This is a genomic window from Comamonas sp. 7D-2 (assembly GCF_022749555.1).
Classification (GTDB): Bacteria; Pseudomonadota; Gammaproteobacteria; order Burkholderiales; family Burkholderiaceae_C; genus Comamonas; species Comamonas thiooxydans.
Genome location: NZ_CP094238.1, coordinates 2644731 through 2664027 on the forward strand (window position 1 = coordinate 2644731; position 19297 = coordinate 2664027).

General features: G+C 62.2%; 16 protein-coding genes. 8 read left to right on the forward strand and 8 right to left on the reverse strand.

Features of this window, described 5'->3' with window-relative positions; all coding sequences use genetic code 11:
- Nucleotides 1-36: 36 nt before the first annotated feature.
- The 3 genes from MPZ60_RS12120 to MPZ60_RS12130 all read right to left on the reverse strand — a co-directional run bounded on the left by MPZ60_RS12120 (nucleotide 37) and on the right by MPZ60_RS12130 (nucleotide 3959).
- Nucleotides 37-1893 carry a hypothetical protein gene (locus MPZ60_RS12120; protein ID WP_034355883.1) on the reverse strand — a complete coding sequence of 619 codons (1857 nt, stop codon included), beginning with the start codon at nucleotides 1891-1893 and terminating at the stop codon, nucleotides 37-39.
- Nucleotides 1893-2960: an AAA family ATPase gene (locus tag MPZ60_RS12125; RefSeq protein WP_034355886.1), complete on the reverse strand. Its 1068-nt coding sequence runs from the start codon at nucleotides 2958-2960 to the stop codon at nucleotides 1893-1895. The genes MPZ60_RS12120 and MPZ60_RS12125 overlap by 1 nt, the downstream gene beginning before the upstream one ends.
- An 87-nt stretch (nucleotides 2961-3047) precedes the next feature.
- The gene (locus MPZ60_RS12130; RefSeq protein ID WP_034355889.1) at nucleotides 3048-3959 is read right to left on the reverse strand and encodes a LysR family transcriptional regulator; all 912 of its coding nucleotides are present in this window, start codon (nucleotides 3957-3959) and stop codon (nucleotides 3048-3050) included.
- Nucleotides 3960-4163: 204 nt separating this feature from the next.
- Here MPZ60_RS12130 and MPZ60_RS12135 point away from each other — a divergent pair, with 204 nt between their 5' ends.
- The 5 genes from MPZ60_RS12135 to MPZ60_RS12155 all read left to right on the forward strand — a co-directional run bounded on the left by MPZ60_RS12135 (nucleotide 4164) and on the right by MPZ60_RS12155 (nucleotide 10928).
- Nucleotides 4164-5507, forward strand: a complete 1344-nt coding sequence (locus MPZ60_RS12135; RefSeq protein WP_012838321.1) for a DUF3100 domain-containing protein — start codon at nucleotides 4164-4166, stop codon at nucleotides 5505-5507.
- A 15-nt stretch (nucleotides 5508-5522) separates the two neighbouring features.
- Nucleotides 5523-6698 (forward strand): M20 aminoacylase family protein, encoded by a 1176-nt coding sequence (locus MPZ60_RS12140; RefSeq protein WP_034355892.1) that lies wholly within the window; start codon nucleotides 5523-5525, stop codon nucleotides 6696-6698.
- Between the two features lie 400 nt (nucleotides 6699-7098).
- Complete coding sequence (locus tag MPZ60_RS12145; RefSeq protein ID WP_004340874.1) at nucleotides 7099-8382, forward strand: cation:proton antiporter; 1284 nt, start codon at nucleotides 7099-7101, stop codon at nucleotides 8380-8382.
- Nucleotides 8372-9526: a YbdK family carboxylate-amine ligase gene (locus MPZ60_RS12150; RefSeq protein WP_034355895.1), complete on the forward strand. Its 1155-nt coding sequence runs from the start codon at nucleotides 8372-8374 to the stop codon at nucleotides 9524-9526. The genes MPZ60_RS12145 and MPZ60_RS12150 overlap by 11 nt, the downstream gene beginning before the upstream one ends.
- Nucleotides 9527-9698: 172 nt before the next feature.
- Complete coding sequence (locus tag MPZ60_RS12155) at nucleotides 9699-10928, forward strand: GGDEF domain-containing protein (RefSeq protein ID WP_034355898.1); 1230 nt, start codon at nucleotides 9699-9701, stop codon at nucleotides 10926-10928.
- A 6-nt stretch (nucleotides 10929-10934) separates the two neighbouring features.
- Here MPZ60_RS12155 and MPZ60_RS12160 read toward each other — a convergent pair whose 3' ends face one another.
- From MPZ60_RS12160 to MPZ60_RS12170, 3 genes are all read right to left on the reverse strand, one after another.
- A complete protein-coding gene (locus MPZ60_RS12160) occupies nucleotides 10935-11249 on the reverse strand; it encodes a DUF2322 family protein (RefSeq protein WP_004340880.1) in 315 nt (104 codons plus the stop codon).
- Between the two features lie 61 nt (nucleotides 11250-11310).
- On the reverse strand, nucleotides 11311-12063 hold the full coding sequence (locus tag MPZ60_RS12165) for a hypothetical protein (protein WP_034355902.1): 753 nt from the start codon (nucleotides 12061-12063) through the stop codon (nucleotides 11311-11313).
- An 88-nt stretch (nucleotides 12064-12151) separates the two neighbouring features.
- Nucleotides 12152-13003 (reverse strand): DUF2167 domain-containing protein, encoded by an 852-nt coding sequence (locus tag MPZ60_RS12170; RefSeq protein WP_034355905.1) that lies wholly within the window; start codon nucleotides 13001-13003, stop codon nucleotides 12152-12154.
- A gap of 200 nt (nucleotides 13004-13203) precedes the next feature.
- Between MPZ60_RS12170 and MPZ60_RS12175 the strand changes: the two genes are divergently transcribed.
- Complete coding sequence (locus MPZ60_RS12175; protein ID WP_187771859.1) at nucleotides 13204-14058, forward strand: aldo/keto reductase; 855 nt, start codon at nucleotides 13204-13206, stop codon at nucleotides 14056-14058.
- Between the two features lie 33 nt (nucleotides 14059-14091).
- Here MPZ60_RS12175 and MPZ60_RS12180 read toward each other — a convergent pair whose 3' ends face one another.
- Nucleotides 14092-14799, reverse strand: coding sequence for a hypothetical protein (locus MPZ60_RS12180; protein ID WP_034355911.1), 708 nt, complete (start codon nucleotides 14797-14799; stop codon nucleotides 14092-14094).
- A gap of 177 nt (nucleotides 14800-14976) precedes the next feature.
- Between MPZ60_RS12180 and MPZ60_RS12185 the strand changes: the two genes are divergently transcribed.
- Both MPZ60_RS12185 and MPZ60_RS12190 read left to right on the forward strand, forming a co-directional pair.
- Nucleotides 14977-16191 carry a CynX/NimT family MFS transporter gene (locus MPZ60_RS12185; protein ID WP_034356009.1) on the forward strand — a complete coding sequence of 405 codons (1215 nt, stop codon included), beginning with the start codon at nucleotides 14977-14979 and terminating at the stop codon, nucleotides 16189-16191.
- Nucleotides 16192-16357: 166 nt separating this feature from the next.
- On the forward strand, nucleotides 16358-18112 hold the full coding sequence (locus MPZ60_RS12190) for an amidohydrolase (RefSeq protein WP_034356012.1): 1755 nt from the start codon (nucleotides 16358-16360) through the stop codon (nucleotides 18110-18112).
- Between the two features lie 48 nt (nucleotides 18113-18160).
- Here MPZ60_RS12190 and MPZ60_RS12195 read toward each other — a convergent pair whose 3' ends face one another.
- A complete protein-coding gene (locus MPZ60_RS12195; protein WP_233425129.1) occupies nucleotides 18161-19231 on the reverse strand; it encodes an aromatic acid exporter family protein in 1071 nt (356 codons plus the stop codon).
- Between the last annotated feature and the right edge of the window lie 66 nt (nucleotides 19232-19297).

Consider the following 19297-nt stretch of genomic DNA (forward strand, 5'->3'; position numbering starts at 1 on the left):
ATATGGACGGCATGCGCTGCATGAGCCTGGCTGGTTTCAGTCCATCACAAAGATGGGCGCAGCCGTGCGAAACGGCAGCTTGCGGCCGGGCGGCAGCAGATAGGCATGCTCGCGCGGCACGCGCAGCTGGTCGCATTGACCATCGGTGATGATGAGGATGGGGCCGTCCTTGGGAAAGTCGTCGTCCTGGAGCAGCAGATCCACGCCCGGTTGCAGCACGGTGCCGCCACGGCCCTTGAGGGCGATGCGCTGGGCAATGTCGGCGGCAGGCAGATAGCCCAGATCGTAGGCGGCAGCGTCGCAGCATATCAGGCGCACAGCGGGCACATTCTTGGCATCGGCGTAGCTTGCGATGGCGCCCAGAGCCTTGGCCAGCACATGGCGCTCCATGGAGCCCGAGGTGTCCAGCACCACGCCGAAGGTGCGGCCTTCCAGCCAGCGGCTGTCGGCCTGAATGCGGGGCCGGGGAATATCGGGCGTGGCGCTTTGACGGCGGCTGATACGGGCATAGCTGCGCCGCGTCTCTACGGGCGGAAAGTGGTGGTCGAACCAGCGCGCCAGCTCCACCTGCCAGTCAATCGGCGGCTGCAGCAGAGCGCGGATTTCCTCGATCAATCCCGCAGGCAGCAGGCCGCGTGCGTCTTGCTCATGGCGCAGCAAGCCTTTGCCCAGCTGGGTGCGGCAGAATTCGTCGATATCGGTGTAGTCGCCAGCCTTGCGCTGGCCGCCCACATTGCGCTCCAGCATGTCGCCCTGGCCACCGGCCAGGGTGCGCAGCTTGCGCATGCGGCGCAGATCGCCCGCGATGCGGTCGTAGACCTCTTCCGCGCTGAGTCCGCGCAGCTCCGGGTCGTAGAGCAGGCCTATGCCCGGCGGCTGGCCCACGTCCATCTGAATCAGCCAGTCGTTGATGACGAAGTCGCAGGCCACGTTCCAGAGAAACGGCTCGCGCCCGCGCCGGCGCGGCAGATGGCGCAGGGCGACATGCAGAACTTCGTGGGCGATGACGAAGCGCAGCTCCAGCTCGGACAGGTGCGGGCCGGGGTTGATGTAGATGGTGCGCAGTATCTCGTCGACCGCGGCGACGGCAATGTCCTCGCGCTCGCAGATGCTGGCGTCCTCCATGATGTCAAACGCCGCGACCATGCTGCCCAGCAGCGGAAAGCTGTCCATGAACCAGTGGCGTGCGCGGTCTAGCGCGCTGCTGGCAGGCAGGCTCTGGCCAAAATCGCGGCGCACGCCCGCAGCCATTTCCACGGATTGGGTGACGGAGCGAGCCAGGCCCGCAGCAAACATTTCGGGCCAGTTGCCGTACCTGCGCCAGTATGGCTGAGGCTTGCTGGCGGATGAGGCCGGCTCAGGCCATTGCTCTGGCAAGGCCAGGCTGGGGTGAGCGCCGCCCTGGCCGGGACCGGCAAGACTCAGCGCCTGCGCCCAGGAGGGTATGCCCTGTTCGCAGAACTGGGCATACCACTGTGCCTCGTCGCGCTGGGGCAGTCCGTCGGGTAATTCCATGCCTTCGGGCGGACGTCCGAGCTTGATGGTCTGGATGAAGCGGGCCGTGACCACGTCGCAGGCCGCGCTCCATTGCGCCCAGTGGCTGCGGTCGCGCTGAAACAGCTCCAGCGCGTAGCTGAGCGTGGCCCGCCCAAGGCAATATGCCCATTCCTCGGGACCGGCCATGCGCTTGGGGTGGATGTCGATCTGGCCGGTAAAGCGCTGTTGGTTGAGGCTGGCCTGCGCCCAGCCATGGGCCGGACACTGGGAATGGGCGCTGCGCACAAAGCCCAGGCTGCGGCTGAGTTCGGTAAAGATGGGATGTGCCTGCAGCATGGCCAGGCCTTGCGTATAGGCCTGGGTGGCTGGCGTTTCGCGCGTTGGGGGCTTGGCCATCAGGCTCTGGCCGCTTCGCGCGCTTCCACCAGGCGTGGCAGGTCGCGCACGATTTCCACCATATACCAGGCGGGCAAGGTCTGGCCGTCGCTTTCGGCGGTGACGATCTGCGCCATTTCCAGGCTGATCTGGGCCAGCTCCTTGAGCATGGCCTTGGAGCGGTGCACGGTCTGCTGCAGCTCGCCGCCGCTTTGCTGCTTGTCGGCGGGCAGGATCTTGAGCAGACGCGCACGGAAGGCCTGGGCCAGGAAATACAGCACATCCCTGTCCTGCGGCGCATGGGGCCAGTTGGCGTCGCCCTTGAAGATGGCGTCCAGACGGTGACGGTCGTCGGCCAGCTTGTAGAAGGCCTTGAACTGCGCCGCATGCTGGGGCGTGAGGCAGCCGCTGCTCAGGGCTTCGAGCGTATGCAGACTCAGCGCATCGCCATAGGAGAGCAAGGCGTCGCTGAGCATATGCCAGGAGCGCGGCGTGGAAAACGCCTCTTCATGCTTGGGCGGCTGGCTCCACAGGTGATCGGGGCGCTGGGCCAGGTATTCGAGCACCAGGGCATGCAGCTGGGCTTGCTGCGCCCATTGCCGCCACTCGCTGGCGCTGACCTTGAGTTGCACGTGAATCATGCGGTTGACCAGCGCCGAGGACATGGTGCGCACAATCGCGGAATCCTGGGCGCGGTTGCCAGCCGCAATCACGATGGAGCCCTCGGGCATCAGGTACTCGCCCACGCGGCGCTCCAGAATCAGGCTGTAGAAGGCTTTTTGCACATCCTGGCTGCAGGCGTTGAGCTCGTCCAGGAACAGGCAATAAGGCTGCTCGCGCGCAATCATGGCGGGCGGGCAGAAGCGGGTTATGCCGTCAATGATCTGCGGCACGCCCAGCAAGTCCTCGGGAGCGAGCTGACTGCCCAGCAGGGACACGCAATCAAGCCCCACGCTTTGCGCAAAGTTCTGGACCAGTGCCGATTTGCCTATGCCTGGCGGTCCCCAGATGAACACGGGGCGTACGGTAGCGACGTTGAGAAGGAATTCGCTCAGTTGCGAGGGAGTGAGAGCCAGACTGGTTTGCATGCTGCGTGCAGTCTAAGGCAAGTGCAGCGGCGTCCTCAGCATGCTCAGGCGGCCTGACCTGGAGTCTTGCGGGCCGCGGGTCGCCGCTCATGGTTCCTGGAACGCCTGCATGCCTTGCATGCAATACAGCAAAAAGCGATTGGCGGCAGGGGACAGATGGCGGCCGGTGCGAGTGATGAGCTGCATCTCCGCATCCTGAAATGCAGGGTTGTGAATGGGAATGGCGCGCAGGCGCCCGCTTGCCAGCTCGGCCGTGACGGAGCAGGGCGGCAGCAGCGTCACGCCCTGGCCGCTGGTGACAAAGGCCAGCAGCACGCTGATGAGATTGCTGGTCAGCGCGGGGCTGAGGTGGATCTTGTCCTTGCGTTCGGCATATTCCACGAGCTGGCGAATGCCATACACACCTTGAAGCATAGCAATAGGCCATTGGCTGAGCTCCTGCAGCGAAGTCTGGGCTGCGCTGGCCAGCGGGTGCTGGGAGTGGACGATGGCGTGCATGGGCTGGCGCGCCGTACCGCGTGCGGTGATATGGCTGTCGGCGGGCGGGTAGTAGACCAGGCCGATCTCGGCAGCGTCCTCGCGAATCCGGCGCATGATCTCGGTCGTGCCGTAGATTTCCAGCGAGATGCTGACGCCCGGGTATTGCTGGCGAAAATTGCGTATGGGCCCGTCGATAAGCTCCTGCGCAAAGCCTTCGCCGCTGACCACGCTGACACTGCCGCTGTGCAGCCCGCGAAGCGCATCGACCTTGGCCAGCATGTCGTGGCGGTGGGCCGTGTGTTCGCGGTGATAGTCCAGCAGCAACTGGCCAGCCTCGGTGGGTACCACGCCGTTGCGATGGCGCTCCAGCAGGGCCAGGCCCAGTTCCTCTTCGAGCAGGCTGATCTGGCGGCTGACGGCCGAGGGCACGATGCCCAGTTTTTCGGCGGCGGCACGAACGGAGCCGCAGTAGACGGCTTCAAACAGATAGCGGGCGCGGGAGTCTTGAAAGGCGGGCATGCTGCGATTGTCGTCGCCAAATTACATCTGTATTCATACGTATGTTCACTTTTTTAGAACAGAAAAAGAATGCGTATGCAATAAATGCATTGTTATATTCAGCGCCCGCATGGGTGAGCGCCAGCTTGGGCTGGCCGTGCCCATTTTCAGGGTTCAAAGCTATTTCAGCGCGTCGGCAGCGGCCGTCGTGCGCAAGGAAAGTTGATGCGTACAGAGGTGCAGCCGGCCAAGGCCGCGTTGAATGTGGGCAGCGTGGTGCAGGTATTTGCGCTGGCGCTGGTGATCGCGGCATTGTCCGAGTGGCTGGGGCCGCTGCCCATTTCGCTGGGCGTGGGCAAGGTGGTGCTGCTGCCCATGATCTGGGCGCTGCTCATCGGCCTGGTGCTGGGTCTGCTGCGCAAGCGCATGCCCGGCCCGCTGCAACTGAGCCTGTACAGCCAGAATCTGGCCGCCGCCGTGCTGTCCTGCGCGCTGTTCCTGTTCATTGCCAAGCTGGGCCTGCTGGTCGGTGGTTCGCTGCCCAAGCTGGCGGAAGTCGGCTGGGGACTGGTGTTGCAGGAGTTGGGCAACTTGGTCGGTTGCGTGGCCCTGGGCATGCCCGTGGCGCTGCTGCTGGGGATCAAGCGCGAAGCGATTGGCGCGACGTTCTCCATCGGCCGTGAACCGGGCCTGGCCATCATCGGCGAGCGTTTCGGCATGGATTCGCCCGAAGGCCGCGGAGTGCTGGCCGAGTACATCACGGGCACTCTGATCGGCGCCATCTTCATCTCGCTGCTGGCCGGCTTTGTCTCCAGCCTCAATATCTTCCACCCGCTGGCCCTGGGCATGGGCGCCGGCGTGGGTTCGGGCAGCATGACGGCCGCCGCCGTGGGCGCGATCGCCGCCCAGCATCCCGAAATGAGCGACCAGATCGCCACTTTTGCCGCTGCCGCCAATCTGATCGCAACGACGGTGGGCACTTATCTGACGTTGTTCATCTCGCTGCCCCTGGCCTTGCGCGCCTATCAATGGCTGGAGCCGATTCTGGGCCGCAAGCGCAAGCAGGCCGTGGTGGAGCAGGCCGTGGATCTGTCGGCAGCCAAGGACGAAGAGCAGGCGCAGGTGCCAGCGCTGGGTCTGGGCATGCGCTTCGCTTCCTGGGTCCTGGTCGGCGCCATGGTGCTGATTGGCAACCGCATCGGCCATGGCGTGCCGGTGATGGATGCGCTGCCCGGCGTGCTGCTCATCATTGCTGCCGTGTTTGTCGGTGATCTGATCTACGTCGGCACGCGCCGCATGCTGCCTGCCGTGTGCTGGATCTCGTTCATCGCCATGGCCATGACATTCCCGCTCACGCCTTATGCCGCCGAAGTGGCTGCGCTCACCGGCAAGGTCAACTTTCTGGCCATGATCACGCCCATGCTGACTTTCGCGGGCCTGTCGCTGGCCAAGGACATCCCGGCCTTCCGCCGTTTGGGCTGGCGCATCGTCGTGGTTTCGCTGCTGGCCAATGCCGGTGTGTTCCTGGCTGCGACCCTGATCGCCCAGACCTTTGTCCATACGCTGTAAAGCCGGAGCACGACCATGATGAACACCATCAAGTGGCCCGGCCAGCAGGAACTGCAAGCCTGGCGCCATGACTTTCACCGTCATCCCGAAACCGCGTTTCAGGAGCACCGCACCAGCGCACGCGTGGCCGAACTGCTGAAGAGCTTTGGTCTGGATGTACACACCGGCCTGGCCGGTACGGGCGTGGTTGCCGTGCTCAAGGGCAATATGGGCGCAGGCCCCTCCATCGGCCTGCGCGCCGATATGGACGCGTTGAATGTGACGGAGCTCAACCAGTGCGAGCATGCGTCCACGCACGCCGGCCGTATGCATGCCTGCGGCCATGACGGCCATACCAGCATGTTGCTGGGGGCGGCCCAGGCTCTGGCCTCGGCGCCCGATTTTGCGGGGACCGTGCATTTCGTCTTCCAGCCCGCCGAGGAAAACGAAGGTGGCGCGCGAGCCATGATCGAAGCCGGGTTGTTCAAGCGCTTCCCCATGGACGCGGTCTACAGCATGCATAACTGGCCGGGCCTGCCTGTGGGAACGGCAGCGGTGCATTCCACGGCCGTGATGGCGGCCTTCGACATCTTTGACCTGACGCTGACCGGCAAGGGTTGCCATGCCGCCATGCCTCATCTGGGCAAGGACGCACTGCTGGCTGCCTGCCAACTGGTGACCCATCTTCCCGCGCTGATCGCGCGCGAACAGGAGGTTCACAAGCCGGCCGTGCTTAGCGTAACCAGCTTCAACGCCGGCGATACCTACAACGTGATGCCCGAAGTCATCAAGCTGCGTGGCACCGTGCGCTGCTTTGACATGCCTCAGCGTGCGCGCATCGAACAGCGTTTTCGTGATGCGATCTCCGCGACTTGCGCGCTGCACGGCCTGGAGGCCCATCTCGACTACCGCGTCAGCTACCCCGCGACCATCAACAACCCCCAGCATGCCGAAGTCTGCGCCGAGGTGCTGACCAGCGTGCTGGGCGAGGGCAAGGTGCGCCGCGATATGGTGCCCAGCATGGCCTCGGAAGACTTTGCCTTCATGGCGCAGGAATACCCGGGCGTCTATATCTGGCTGGGCAATGGCGAGGACAGTGCCTCGCTGCACAATCCCAAGTATGACTTCAATGACGCCAATCTGCCGCTGGGCATGCGTTACTGGGTGGCGCTGGTGGGTGCGCTGCTGAAGGACGGCAAGCTGCCAGCCTGACAGCGCAGTTTTGCCATACATGCCTACGCCGGGTCAACGCAGAGTTGAGCCCGGCGTTTTTCATGATCCGCTGGTTTGCAAAACTGCACCAAGCAATGCATTCGGTCACAGAAATGTCGGAAGGCTGACACCCTGTAACGCCATTGGATGCAGGAGCTCTATGATGTTTGTAGCGCTCCGAGATAGTTTCTGTCGTTATCTCAACAGGAGTTGGGGCGTGCGTGGCGGCCGCCTTGATCCTGTGGGTGAAGAGCTGGTTGTGCAATAGCAGGTGTTGCATTCCGGCGCATGGCCGGGATTTCACGCGGCGCTGACCGCATCTCTTTCGCAACGCTGCCTGCACCAACCCTGGTGACGCGACTTGCTGCACTGTCCGGGTCTTGATACAGGAGGGCGCTATATGCCGTTCGGCAATCTGGAGGCGGGCATCTGGCCTGCCGGCTTTCCACCGCTGCTGAGCTGGTGCGTGCTGGTTTCGGCCGCCGCCTTGCTCGGTCATCTGGTTCATCGCTTTACCGGCTATCCACGCATGCTGGGCTACACCATGGTCGGCCTGGTGGCCGGCTGGGTGGGGTTTGGTGACCTGCCCTGGCCTTTGCAGGGCAGTTCGGCGCTGCTGCTGGAGCTGGCCGTGGGCGCGAGCCTGTTGCTGGCTGCATCTCAAGTTTCCCTTCCCTGGCTGCTGCGTCAGCCCTGGCTGCTGCTGCAAAGCCTGGGCGAGTCGTTGTTGACTCTGGTGGTGGTGACCGCCGCTTTGTTGGCGCTGGGTTGGGGCTGGGCCGTGGCGCTGGCCGTCGGCGTGATATCCATGGCAGCATCGCCAGCCGTACTGCTGCGCATTGCCGATGATTTGCGTGCCAGCGGTGCAGTGACGGATCGCAGTCTGCTGCTGGCAACCATCAGCACCTTGCTGGCGCTGCTGGGGGCGCTGGTGCTGACGGTAGTATTTGTTCCTGCCGCAGCTGCGGCGGGCGGCGGCCTGCAGTTCTCGGCTGCGGGACTGGGACGTTTGCTGCTCAGCCTGCTGCTGACCCTGTTCTGGGCCTTGCTGGTCACGGCCGCTTTTTGGCCGGTGTTGCGTTGGCAGTCATCGCGCAGCGACAGCACGGCCTTCTATCTGCTCGCGGCAATGACTGCGGTCTGTCTGCTGGCAGAGCAATGGGGTGGTTCGGCCGCGCTGGGCTTTATGGTAGCGGGGCTGATGCTGCGCAATCTCAGTCCCATGCCATTGATCTGGCCCCAGGCCTTTCAGGCGGCCAATGCCATGCTCAATCTGCTGATGTTTGTACTGGTTGCCAGTATGGCAGCCCAGGTCGGCATGTCGTTCGCTCTTGTTTCGGTAGTGGCTAGCGCCGTACTGGCAAGGGCAGTTGGCAAATTTTCTGCAGTTTTGCTATTGGGGCACGGTACGGCCATAGGCTGGCGCAGACAGTGGCCCGTGGCCTGCGGACAGTTTGCGCTCTCGGGTGTGGCCCTGCTTATGGTCTCTGCTCTGGTGTCGCAGTGGACTGCTTTCAATGCCAGCGTGGCCCAGCAGCTCGCGGCCATTGCCTTGCCCATGATTGCCTTGTGTGAGGTACTGGGTGTGCTGCTGGCTGCCACGGCGCTGTGGCGCAGCGGCGATGCCCATCGCGGCGTGGGCCGCGCAGCCTTGCAAAGAGGGGAGAGGCGTCATGACGCATGAAGTCGAACACATTCAATCGGCAGCGACCGATGGTCTGGGCGAATTCGCGCCATCTCAGGCGTTGACGCTGGGCGTGGAGCTGGAGCTGCAGCTGCTCAACACCCATCACTACGATATGACGCCTTATGCGCCCGATATGCTGGCTCTGCTCAAGAACGCTAAGGTTCCGGGCTCCATCGTTCCCGAGGTGACGGCCAGCATGATCGAAATCTCGACCGGCATTTGTAGCGATGCACAGGACGCGTATGAGCAGTTGGCGGTCACGCGCGATGCCCTGGTCAAGGCGGCTGACCGGCTCAATATCGCGCTGGCCGGCGGCGGTACGCACCCGTTTCAGCAATGGCACCAGCAGCGCATTTACGACAAGCCGCGCTTCAAGGAACTGACGGCGCTGTACGGCTATCTGACCAAGCAGTTCACCATCTTCGGCCAGCATGTGCATGTGGGCTGTCCTAGTGCCGATGATGCGCTGATGATGCTGCACCGGCTCTCGCGCTATATCCCGCATTTCATTGCGCTGTCCGCATCCAGTCCCTTTGTGCAGGGGCAGGACACGGCGTTTGACTCCGCGCGTCTGAACTCGGTGTTCGCATTTCCGCTCTCGGGGCGTGCGCCATTTGCCTTGCACTGGGAAGACTTCGAGCGCTATTTTGTCAAGATGGCTGCCACGGGCGTGATTCACAGCATGAAGGACTTTTACTGGGATATCCGTCCCAAGCCCGAGTTCGGCACTGTGGAAGTTCGTGTCTTCGATACGCCGCTGTCCATTCATCGCGCGGCGCAACTGGCGGCCTATGTTCAGGCACTGGGCGCCTGGTTCCTCAGTGAGCAGCCCTTCGAACCCAGCGAAGACGACTATCTGGTCTATACCTATAACCGCTTCCAGGCCTGCCGCTTTGGTCTGGACGGCACCTATGTGGACCCGGCCACCAGCGAGCAACTGCCGCTGCGCGAGCATATCGAGCAGACGCTGGGGCGCATCACCGGTCATGCGCCGGCATCCGGCAAGAGCGCTTTGCAGGAGCTGACCCAGGTGCTGCAGGGCGGCAACGATGCGAGCTGGCTGCGCGAGAGTTATGCCCGGGTGCAGCAGTTGCCGGAGGTGGTGCGCCAGGCGTCGCTCAGATTCGCTGGCAGGCCCTGACCGGCGTTGACATTATCGGCTCGGCGCAAGGCATTAGAGTTGCCAACACTTGAGAGTGGGGAGGAAGGCATGAGTAAAGCCTGGACCAGACCTGCTTTGTTGATCCGCAGGTCCGGCTGTTCTCATTGCCTGGGCCAAACGGCGCCTAGCTTTATCGGATATAAGCGATTTCATGGTTGCGACCGTCATCCTTGGCATGCTCTGCGTGCATCTGTTGTGTTTTTGCGTTCTGTTCATGCTGATCAGTCGCAGGCTGCCCGGCAGAAAAATGGGCATGGAGGTCTTTGCGCTGGGCAATCTGCTGCTTGGTTGTGCCTATATATTGCAGTTGCTGGGCGGCAAGCCTGGCTGGAGTGTGATGAGCCTCGTCAATCACACGCTGACGCTTTGCGCGCCGGTAGTGTATGTCGTGGGTGCGATGCGGTTTTTCAATCGGCCGACGCCGGTCTGGCGTCCGCTGCTGATTTTGGCACTGGCCTACAGCGCGGCTCAGGTGCTGGTGCAGTCTACGCTTGGTCTGGAGGCTCGCCAGGCCATGTTGGCTGCGGCATGCACTTTGCTGTTTCTCTGCATGACGATCACTTTGCTTTGGGGAACGCGCAGCTTTGCCAGGAATATGGCCGTGGAGATGGTGGTGTTTGCCATCCTTATCGCGGGCATATGTGTTCTCAATGCCATGAAGTTCATGCTGATCCTGCAGGGGGGATTGCAGGCTCTGGACATGAACAGCCGTTTCCAGATGGTGTTCTATATCTATATGTCCTTCCTCGGTACGGTGATTCCGCCAGGCGCTGTCTGGCTGGCGTTGCGCCGTCTGACGGACGAGCTCGGCAGCATGGCAGCGCAGGATCCGCTGACCAAGCTGCTCAATCGTCGTGGTTTGCTAGATGGGCTGGAGGCGCATTTTGCAGTCAGGAAAGCCGCTCCGGTCCACCTCTTGATCGTGGACATTGACCATTTCAAGCGCATCAACGACAACTATGGGCACCAGTTTGGCGACAACGTGCTGTGTCGCGTGGCAGAAGCGATTCAGCAAAGCACGCGCAGGAGTGATCTGAAATGTCGTCTGGGCGGCGAGGAGTTTCTGGTTCTTTGCCCTGGCCTGAAGGGGGATGAAGTTCTGCAACTGGCCGAAAGAATACGTGCGGCGATTGCGGAAATCGCGATACCTGGCATCAGCCTGCACGGCTCTGTCACTTGCACGGCGACGATTGGTGTTTCCAATCCGTTCATCACTTCTCAGGCATTTGACATCACGCTGCAGCAGGCCGATGCCGCTCTTTATCGAGGCAAGAGCGCCGGGCGCAACCGCGTTCAGCGTGCGGACCCCGAATATCTTCTGCCTCAGGCGCTAGAAAGCAAGGCAAGAAGGTCAAGCCTTTCTAACCGGGAAAGGGCCTGAAGACGCTCAGGCTGCAATCACCGTTACGGCATAACCCTTGCCGCTTGCAATCACCTCCAGCAGTCGATCGATATTGGGGTGAGCGCCGGGGCGTGCCTTGGCGTCTTCGGTGTGCTCTGCAAACAGCTGCAGACCCTCTTCGGCGGCGGCGACATTGATGCTGCCATGTTTTGCGTAGAGGGCGTTGTAGACCGTGACAGAGCCGGCCTTTCCAGGCGCATTCGGAATGCTTGCGGCAAGCTTGCCGTCGGAGTCGATCAGCTGTAGCTCGGCGACATGGGCGATGGAGGGAAGTTGCTTGAGGTTGTCGGCAAAGGCCATGGTGTGCTCGCGATGGTCGCTGTGATGGAAGCCGCTATTGTGAGGCAGTCTGACGGCGTGTTCAGCTGCGGGCGCTGTTTTGCTCCAGCACCCGCAGCGCCTGCTGCATCTGCGCAAGCGTTGGCGCATATTCGGGCAGCTCGGCAATTTCATCCATTTCGCGCTGCATCAGCTGCTGAACCTGTGCTGCAAGGTCCTGCCACTGTGCGGCGCTCATGAGGGCCTGCGCCGCCTGCAGCAAATCGGCTTCAGTCTCGTAGGACAGCGAAAGCTTGCGCACCACATTGAGGGCAAATGGCGGGCACAGCAAAATCTGAAACGCCGTAGAGCGCGCGAAGGCCCGATTGCTGTGGCCCTGCTTGCCGTGGCGCAGGGCCAGCCAGCTCAGGCAGGCCGTGCTCAGATAGATCAGCGCGAGTGCGATCAGCTGCAGCAGTTCGGAATGCAGCACCAGCAAGGCAGCGGGAAGACAGAGAAACAGCAGCGCAGCCAGCAGATACAGCGGCAGCGCAAACGCTTTGAAGCTGCGGGCATGTGTCTCCATTGCCTTTGAAAATGCCGCGTCACCGGGCAGATGAATCTGTGTGGCGCTCCAGCGCTGCCGGTAGACGGGCTGGTGTAGTGCAAAAACAGGCAGCCATAGCAGGCGGTTCTGACGCAGCTCGAAGCCCCGGCTGGCCAGCTGTACCCGCCATCCCGAGCGCAGCGGGCGCAGCAAACCCTCTTCTGGCTTGAGCAGCAAGGCCGCGTCATAAAGAGAGAACAGGACAATGGCCAGAACTACCTGCAGCTGCGTGGAGATCGTGAAGTACAAGACGGCTTTCGGGAAAAGACAAACCCCGCGATCTTAGCGATGCGCGGGGCGGGGTTACAGGGGTTGAGGCTGCGACCGACCGACGGTCTTATTCTGCGGCTTTCTTGCGGCCAAACAATTTGCCTATGCCTGCGAACAGCGCGACCGCTGCGGCTGCAATGATCTTCCAGCCTGCAGCCAGAAAGCCTGCAATCGCACCCCAAAGGCCTTTCTTTGTGGCCACTGCGGCAGCGCCGCCGAGCACCAGTGCACCCAGGCCGATGGCTGCGACCTTGTCACCGTTCTTGAACTCGGCATAGGTCTGGCCGCTGTTGTAGTCGAAGCCGGCGAGTACCTTCTTGAATTCATCGGTGTTCTGGGCCAGTGTGGCGGTGTCGGAGACCAGGGTGGCAGTCATCACGCCGCTTCGGCCCAGAATGCGCGAGGTGTAGTTGACATTCTTCTCGCCCGACTCGCCGCGCAGACGTAGACCCCACTCCAGTCGCTTGGTGGCTGTGTCGTAATGTGGGGGAACCTGCCAGCCATCGGTGTAGAGCGCTTCAAGACCCAGCTTCTTGCGCTGTTCGTTGCCGGCCTTGTCGCCTGCCTGCATGGATTTGAGCAAGTCGTCGGCATCGATCTTTTCGTCGTCCTTCACGTAACCAGTGTCGTCATACGAGAACACGGCAAACCAGTCCAGCGATTTGGGGGCTATCAGAAAGTGATCGCTGCTGGGCGGGTTGCCAAATGCCTGCAACAGCTTTGAGGTGTCGGCCTCGCCGAGAAAGGCATAGCCCGATGGAATCTTGACGCTGGCCTTGTCAGCGATTTCTCCCTTGCCGCTTTCCTGCCAGTGCAGGGCCTTGATTTCAGGCGGTAACTCCTGAGTGGCTTCGGTCTTGGCCCAGACGCCCAGAGAAAGTGACAGGCCGAGAACGGCGGCCGCGATGGACTTGAACATTCAATGAACTCCCGTGTTATGAATTTATTGAGGATTGCTATTGGTAATAGCGAACTTGATTTCACATACTCATTCGAATCATCAGTCGTTGATTCGCACGCGAAGCATAACGCGGCTCAAACTGAGCTGACAAAATTAGCAGGATCGATAGATCAAAGCGTCAGTAATATCGGACAAAAAGCATGTTTTAAAGATTTTTCATGGAGATCGATCATATGCACAGTGCCATATCTTTCTTACAGGGACATGCCAATCTGGGCATGGGCAGCTGGCACCTTGGCCAGGGGCGGCGTAGCTGGGACGAGGAGAAAGCGGCCTTGCTCACCGGATTGCAAATCGGCTTGAGCGTGATCGACACCGCCGAGATGTATGGCGACGGCCTTTCCGAAGAACTGATTGGCGATGTGCTGCGTGACTGGCCGCCAAGTCGGTCCCGGCCTTTTCTGGTCAGCAAGGTGCTACCCATGCATGCCAGCCGCAAGGGAGTGGTGCGTGCGTTCGAGGCCAGCGCCCATAAGCTGGGAGTGGACTGTATCGACCTCTATCTGCTCCACTGGCGCGGAAATACGCCGCTGGCCGAGACGGTAGCCGCGTTTGAGGACCTGAAGACGCAGGGCAAGATTCGTCATTGGGGCGTTTCCAACTTCGACACTGACGATATGCAGGAGCTGTGGCAAGTTCCGGGCGGACGCAACTGCGTGGTCAATCAGGTGCTCTACAACGTTTTCAGCCGCGGCATCGAATATGACTTGCTGCCCTGGTGCCAGAAGAATGGCGTGACCGTGATGGCTTATTGCCCGCTAGGACATGGAGAGCTGATTGAGCACAGCCTGCTGGCTGAAATCGGTGATCGCCATGGTGTCAGTGCCAGTGTGGTGGCTCTGGCCTGGGCTCTGCGCAGCGGCAAAGTGCTAGCGATTCCCGAGAGCGGTTCCGAAGACCATATCCGAGACAACGCCCGTGCACTGCAGCTCAAGCTCGGCCCGGAGGAGCTTGCGCTGATCGACGCTGCCTCGCCCCCGCCGCGCTTCAAGCAGCCGCTGGACATTCTCTGAGCAAGAAGGGCCTGAGGCTTGGGCGAGGCGGTGTCATGAGCGACGGTCCGGGAGATCCTCGCTGCCCGTACCAGTACTCCGACCTGAACCCAGTCCGGCGCCCAGCCCCAGGCCTCCCGCTCCCATGCCTGTGCCCTGAGCGCCTGCGCCACTGCGACCGCCCGAACCCTGAGCTTCACCGGCCTTGCGATTCCCTCCGGCTCCCCCGGTATTCGGCCTTGCCGGGCCCTGGGACGGTATCTGGAGATGCGAGGGAATGGGTTCAAGATCCAGAGCGTCGCGGATAAAGCCGCGCAGCGAGGTGACCAGCGCGGCGGTCTCGATAGGTCGACCGGCCACCATATCCCGGGCGGCCCGGGCCGCCAGTTCCACCTGCTCCTCGGTACCCAGCAGGATGATGTCGGACAGCGCGGCTTCCACGGCATCCCGGATACGACGCCGGCGCTCGTTCAGGCTAGCTCCGGCTGGCGGTTGCGGCGGCGTCTCATCGTTTTGCCTGAGCTCGCGCAGATGCAGAGGGCTCACGCTCAGCGTGCCGGTGAACGAGCTGCCCAACGTTTTGTAGGCGGCGATCAAGGTCTTGAGTCGTTCGTTGATCTGCCGGTTCTCACGCTCGCGTCGTTTTTGCACGGTCTGCATGAACAACAGGCGAATGCCCATCATCAGGCAGGTCACCAGCAACAGGCCCAGCACAGTGGAGAGCAAGGAGGTCCAGGAGCTGAAATCAAGCGAAGAGCGCATGGAGTTCTTTCAAACGGAGTCGTCGGCCATGAAAGCGAGTTTGCACAATTTTTACGCGATCAGGGCGAGAGTGGCATGCTCCGGCAGCGCTTGCAGCAAAGCTTGTCAATCGGTCTCGCGTTTTGCCATATGCTAGATAGTTGACATATCACCTAGCTGAGAAAAAGAGACAACGTGGTGGAGCCTGTGACTAACCGGGGTCTGAACCCCTCATGGATCATCGTCGCAGCCGGCGTCAGTGCCTCGCTGCATGTGGGCAAGCTGCCGCCCGCCGTGCCCCTGCTGCAGCAGCAACTGGGCGTGTCCCTGGTGCAGGCCGGATTTCTGCTTTCCACCGTTCAGGTGGCGGGCATGGTGCTGGGCCTGGTGGTGGGCCTGGGCGCCGACAAATGGGGTCTGCGTCGCAGCTTGCTGATGGGGCTGTTATTGATGGCGCTGTCCAGCATGGTGGGCGCTGCGGCCACGGGCTTTGCCTGGTTGCTGGCGCTGCGCGCTCTGGAGGGTCTGGGATTCTTGCTGGTCGCCATGCCTGCTCCAGGGCTGATTCGTCGCAGCGTCAAGCCGTCAGAGCTGGGGGCGCGAATGGGCTGGTGGGGTTCCTATATGCCCATTGGCAGCGCCATGGGCTTGCTGCTTGGGCCTTGGGTGCTGCAGGCGACCAGTTGGCAGGCCTGGTGGCTTGCGCTGGGTTGTACCTCCGCCTTGGCTGCCTATGCCGTTTGGCGCATGGTGCCTGCGGATGCCACTGCAGCGGTAGCAGCCACTGCCGATGAAGGATGGCGTCCGCGTCTGGCGCTCACATTGCGCAGCCCCGGCCCCTGGCTGGTGTCGCTGGGCTTTATGGTGTATTCGGGTCAGTGGATGGGCATTGTCGGCTTTCTGCCCACGCTCTATTCTGAGGCCGGACTTAGTGCCAAGCTGGCCGGCCTGCTGACTGCCGTGGTCGCCGCCAGCAATATGCTGGGCAATGTGGCCGCAGGCAGGTTGTTGCATCGGGGCTGGAGTCCCGCGCGCTGCCTGCAGACCGGCTATGTGCTGATGGGGCTGACGGCGCTGCTGGCCTATGTGCAGATCGGCGGCGAGCCCTTGGCACCGCTGTGGCTGCGCTTCGTGGCCGTTGCACTGTTCTCAGCGACGGGCGGCCTGATACCGGCCACCTTGTTCACAACGGCCATGCATCTGGCGCCCAGCCAGGCCACGGTGTCAACCACCGTGGGTTTCATGCAGCAATGGTCTTGCGTTGGGCAGTTTGTGGGTCCGCCGCTGGTGGCGGCCGTGGCCATGCAGATGGGCGGTTGGCAGTTTACGTGGATGGTGACAGGCAGCATGTGCGTGCTGGGCTGGTTGCTGGCGCTGGGAGTGGGCCGTTGCTGGAGCAGCCTCAGGGCCTGAGATTTGGGAGTGATGCTCTGTATTCGTGAGCTTGCAGTTCTTGGTGGGAAAGTGCTGTAGCTCGATTTGGTGTGTTGTTTTGAGCTGGCGCAGAGGGCTCAATTGCCAGCCCAAGCATGATTCGAGTCTGAACTGCGGTTAGGCTGCAGTCTTGTGGAGGTTCATGATGCAAAAGCGCCAGTTTCTCGCCACCGCAGCTTCGCTGACGGCATTGTCATCAACGCCCTGGCTCGCGGGCTGTGCTTCGCGTCGTACCAAGACGGTGGTCAAGCCCGCCGAGCTGATCTATTACGGCGGCCCGATTCTCACCATGAACGACGCCCAGTCCCAGGTGGAAGCTGTGGCGGTGAATGCCGGAGTGATTGCTGCCATCGGCTCACTGCCGGAGCTGGAGGCCTTGCGCGGTCCGGCCACGCGCATGCTGGACTTGCAGGGGCGCACGCTGATTCCGGGCTTTGTGGATCCGCACAGCCATATCGGCGGCGTGGGACTGCAGGCCATTTCGGCCAATCTGCTGCCTCCGCCCGACGGCGGCAATGCCTCTATCGCCGACTTGCAGCAGACGCTGCGCGAGTACATCCAGTCCTCGCCCGAGGTCAAACAACTGGGCATCGTGCTCGGTTTTGGCTATGACGATTCCCAGCTCCAGGAGCGGCGTCATCCCACACGCGACGACCTCGATGCCGTTTCGCGTGATTTGCCGATTGCCGTGATTCATCAGTCAGGGCATTTCGGCGCACTCAATTCCGCGGCCCTGGCCCGTGCCGGCATTGGTCCGGGCACACCCAACCCCGAAGGCGGAGTGATTCGTCGTCGGGCCGGCAGCCCGGTGCCCAACGGGGTGCTGGAGGAGAACGCCTTCTTCCACACCCTGGGCCGGATCATGCCCAAACTCACTCTGGAGCAGTCCATGGACTGGCTGGAAAAAGCCCAGCAGCTCTATCTGGAGTTCGGCTACACCACTGTGCAGGACGGGCGCTCCGACTCAGGCGCGATCGCCTCGGCCATGGCGGCTGCCGAGTCGCGTCGGCTGGTCATCGACGTGGTGTCCTATCCAGACATATTGCAGTTGGGTGATGGCGCGCTGGCCAACAAGCTCAAGTTCAGCCGGAACTATACCAATCGCTTTCGCATTGGCGGTGTCAAGCTCACGCTTGATGGCTCGCCCCAGGGCAAGACAGCCTGGCTGACCGAGCCCTATCTGTTGCCGCCAGATGGCCAGAAGGCTGGCTACCGTGGCTATGGGGTGCTCAGCGATGCCAGGGCCAATGAGCAGGTGGCCAGGGCCATCCACAACGGCTGGCAGATTCTGGTACATGGCAACGGCGACGCGGCGATCGACCAGTTCATCGCTGCCGTGCGTGCCAGCGGCTCCGTGGAGCAGGCGCGTGCCGTGCGCCCGGTGCTGATCCATGGACAGACGCTGCGGCGCGACCAAGTGAGCCAGCTCAAGGAGCTGGGCATTTTCCCGTCGCTGTTTCCCATGCATACCTTTTACTGGGGCGATTGGCACCATGATTCGGTGCTCGGCGATCCTCGCGCGCAGAACATCTCGCCGACAGGCTGGGTGCTGGCCGAGGGCATGGTGTTCACCTCTCACCACGATGCGCCTGTCGCTCTGCCGTCGTCGATGCGTGTGCTCGATGCCACGGTCAATCGAACCACGCGCTCGGGCCGCGTGCTGGGGCCCGAGCATCGCGTCTCGCCCTGGGTGGCGCTCAAGGCGCAGACCATCTGGTCGGCCTACCAGCATTTCGAGGAAGACCGAAAGGGCTCCATCGAGGTCGGCAAGCTGGCCGATCTGGTCGTGCTTTCGGGCAACCCGCTGACTGTGGAGCCTCATCAGCTTGCCAGCCTCCAGGTGCTGGAGACCATCAAGGAAGGGCGCACGGTTTACAAGCGCGATGGGGCAAACTTCTGATTTGAGAGCCACTTGCGATTGATAGGTATGCGTTTGGGTGAATGTTTTTCACGCATCGCGCGAGCCGATAAGGGCGCGCAGCGCACGCTCCAGTTGCTGGGCGTTCTCATGCACCAGCAGCCATTCGGGCTGCAGTACTTCCGTTAGTGCAGGTGATGCAGGGCAGCTATCCATGGTCGCAAGTGGATCATCGGCCCTGAGTGCGACCACGGTTGGCTGGTTGGCCAGATCCAGACAGGCATGCGTCAGCCAGCGACAGTATTCCGCTATTGCCGCAGGCGGTGGCATTCCGGTGTGGGCGGTGGCACGATTCAGACTTTCGGCCAGCAGTAGAGCCGTGGCATAGACGCGCACGGCGTGTCGGTCATAGCGACGGGTGACAAAAGCCAGCCGCTCTGCATTGAGCCGTCCGCGCAGGGTCCAGCGGCGCGAGGAATGGGCCTGGCCTACGGCGGCGCGCAGGGCGGCCAGCGATTCATGGGCCAGTGATAGCTGGCCGAGAGCGGTTTCGGCTGCATCGGCTTTTTGCTGCTGGCAGGCCCCAAGGATCAGATCCAGACCGTTGGCAAGCTGTTTGAGAAAGATCGAGGCGGCCCGGCCCATATCCTTGATGGGGTTGGAGGTCAGCAGCACCTGGCTGAAGATAAGCCCGACCGCAGCGCCGACCGTGACGTCCAGCAGACGGGCTCCGCCCGCCATGCTGGGGCCGAGCACCAGCACCAGAATCACCGAGACCCCTGCTTGAATCGGCACCACGGGCGCGGGGCCGATGATGGCACCGAGCAGGATGGAGAGAAATGCGCCCAGACTCATGCGCAGCAACAGATGCTGCTCGGGCAACTGCCACAGCAGATCGCCGATCACGATGCCCAGTGTGCAGCCTATGAGCAGACTGCGCGCCTGTTTCAGATGGCTGGGCAGTCCAGGGGCGAGGCAGATCACGGCGGTGACCACGGCGAAGGCGGGCTTGGGGTGGCCCCAAAGCTGCTGGGCGATGACCCAGGCCAGCATGCTGGCCAGTGCGGCGGCAATCGCATCACGCAGGGCCAGCCTGGCTCGCGATGGAAAAGTGGTCTTGGCACGGCGCCAGGCCAGCATGAAGGGGGTGCTCCAGCGCAATCTCAAACTCCTTGGCATGGCCGTCAATCAGACTCTGATTCAAGGATGTTAGAGGGCGTAGCGAGA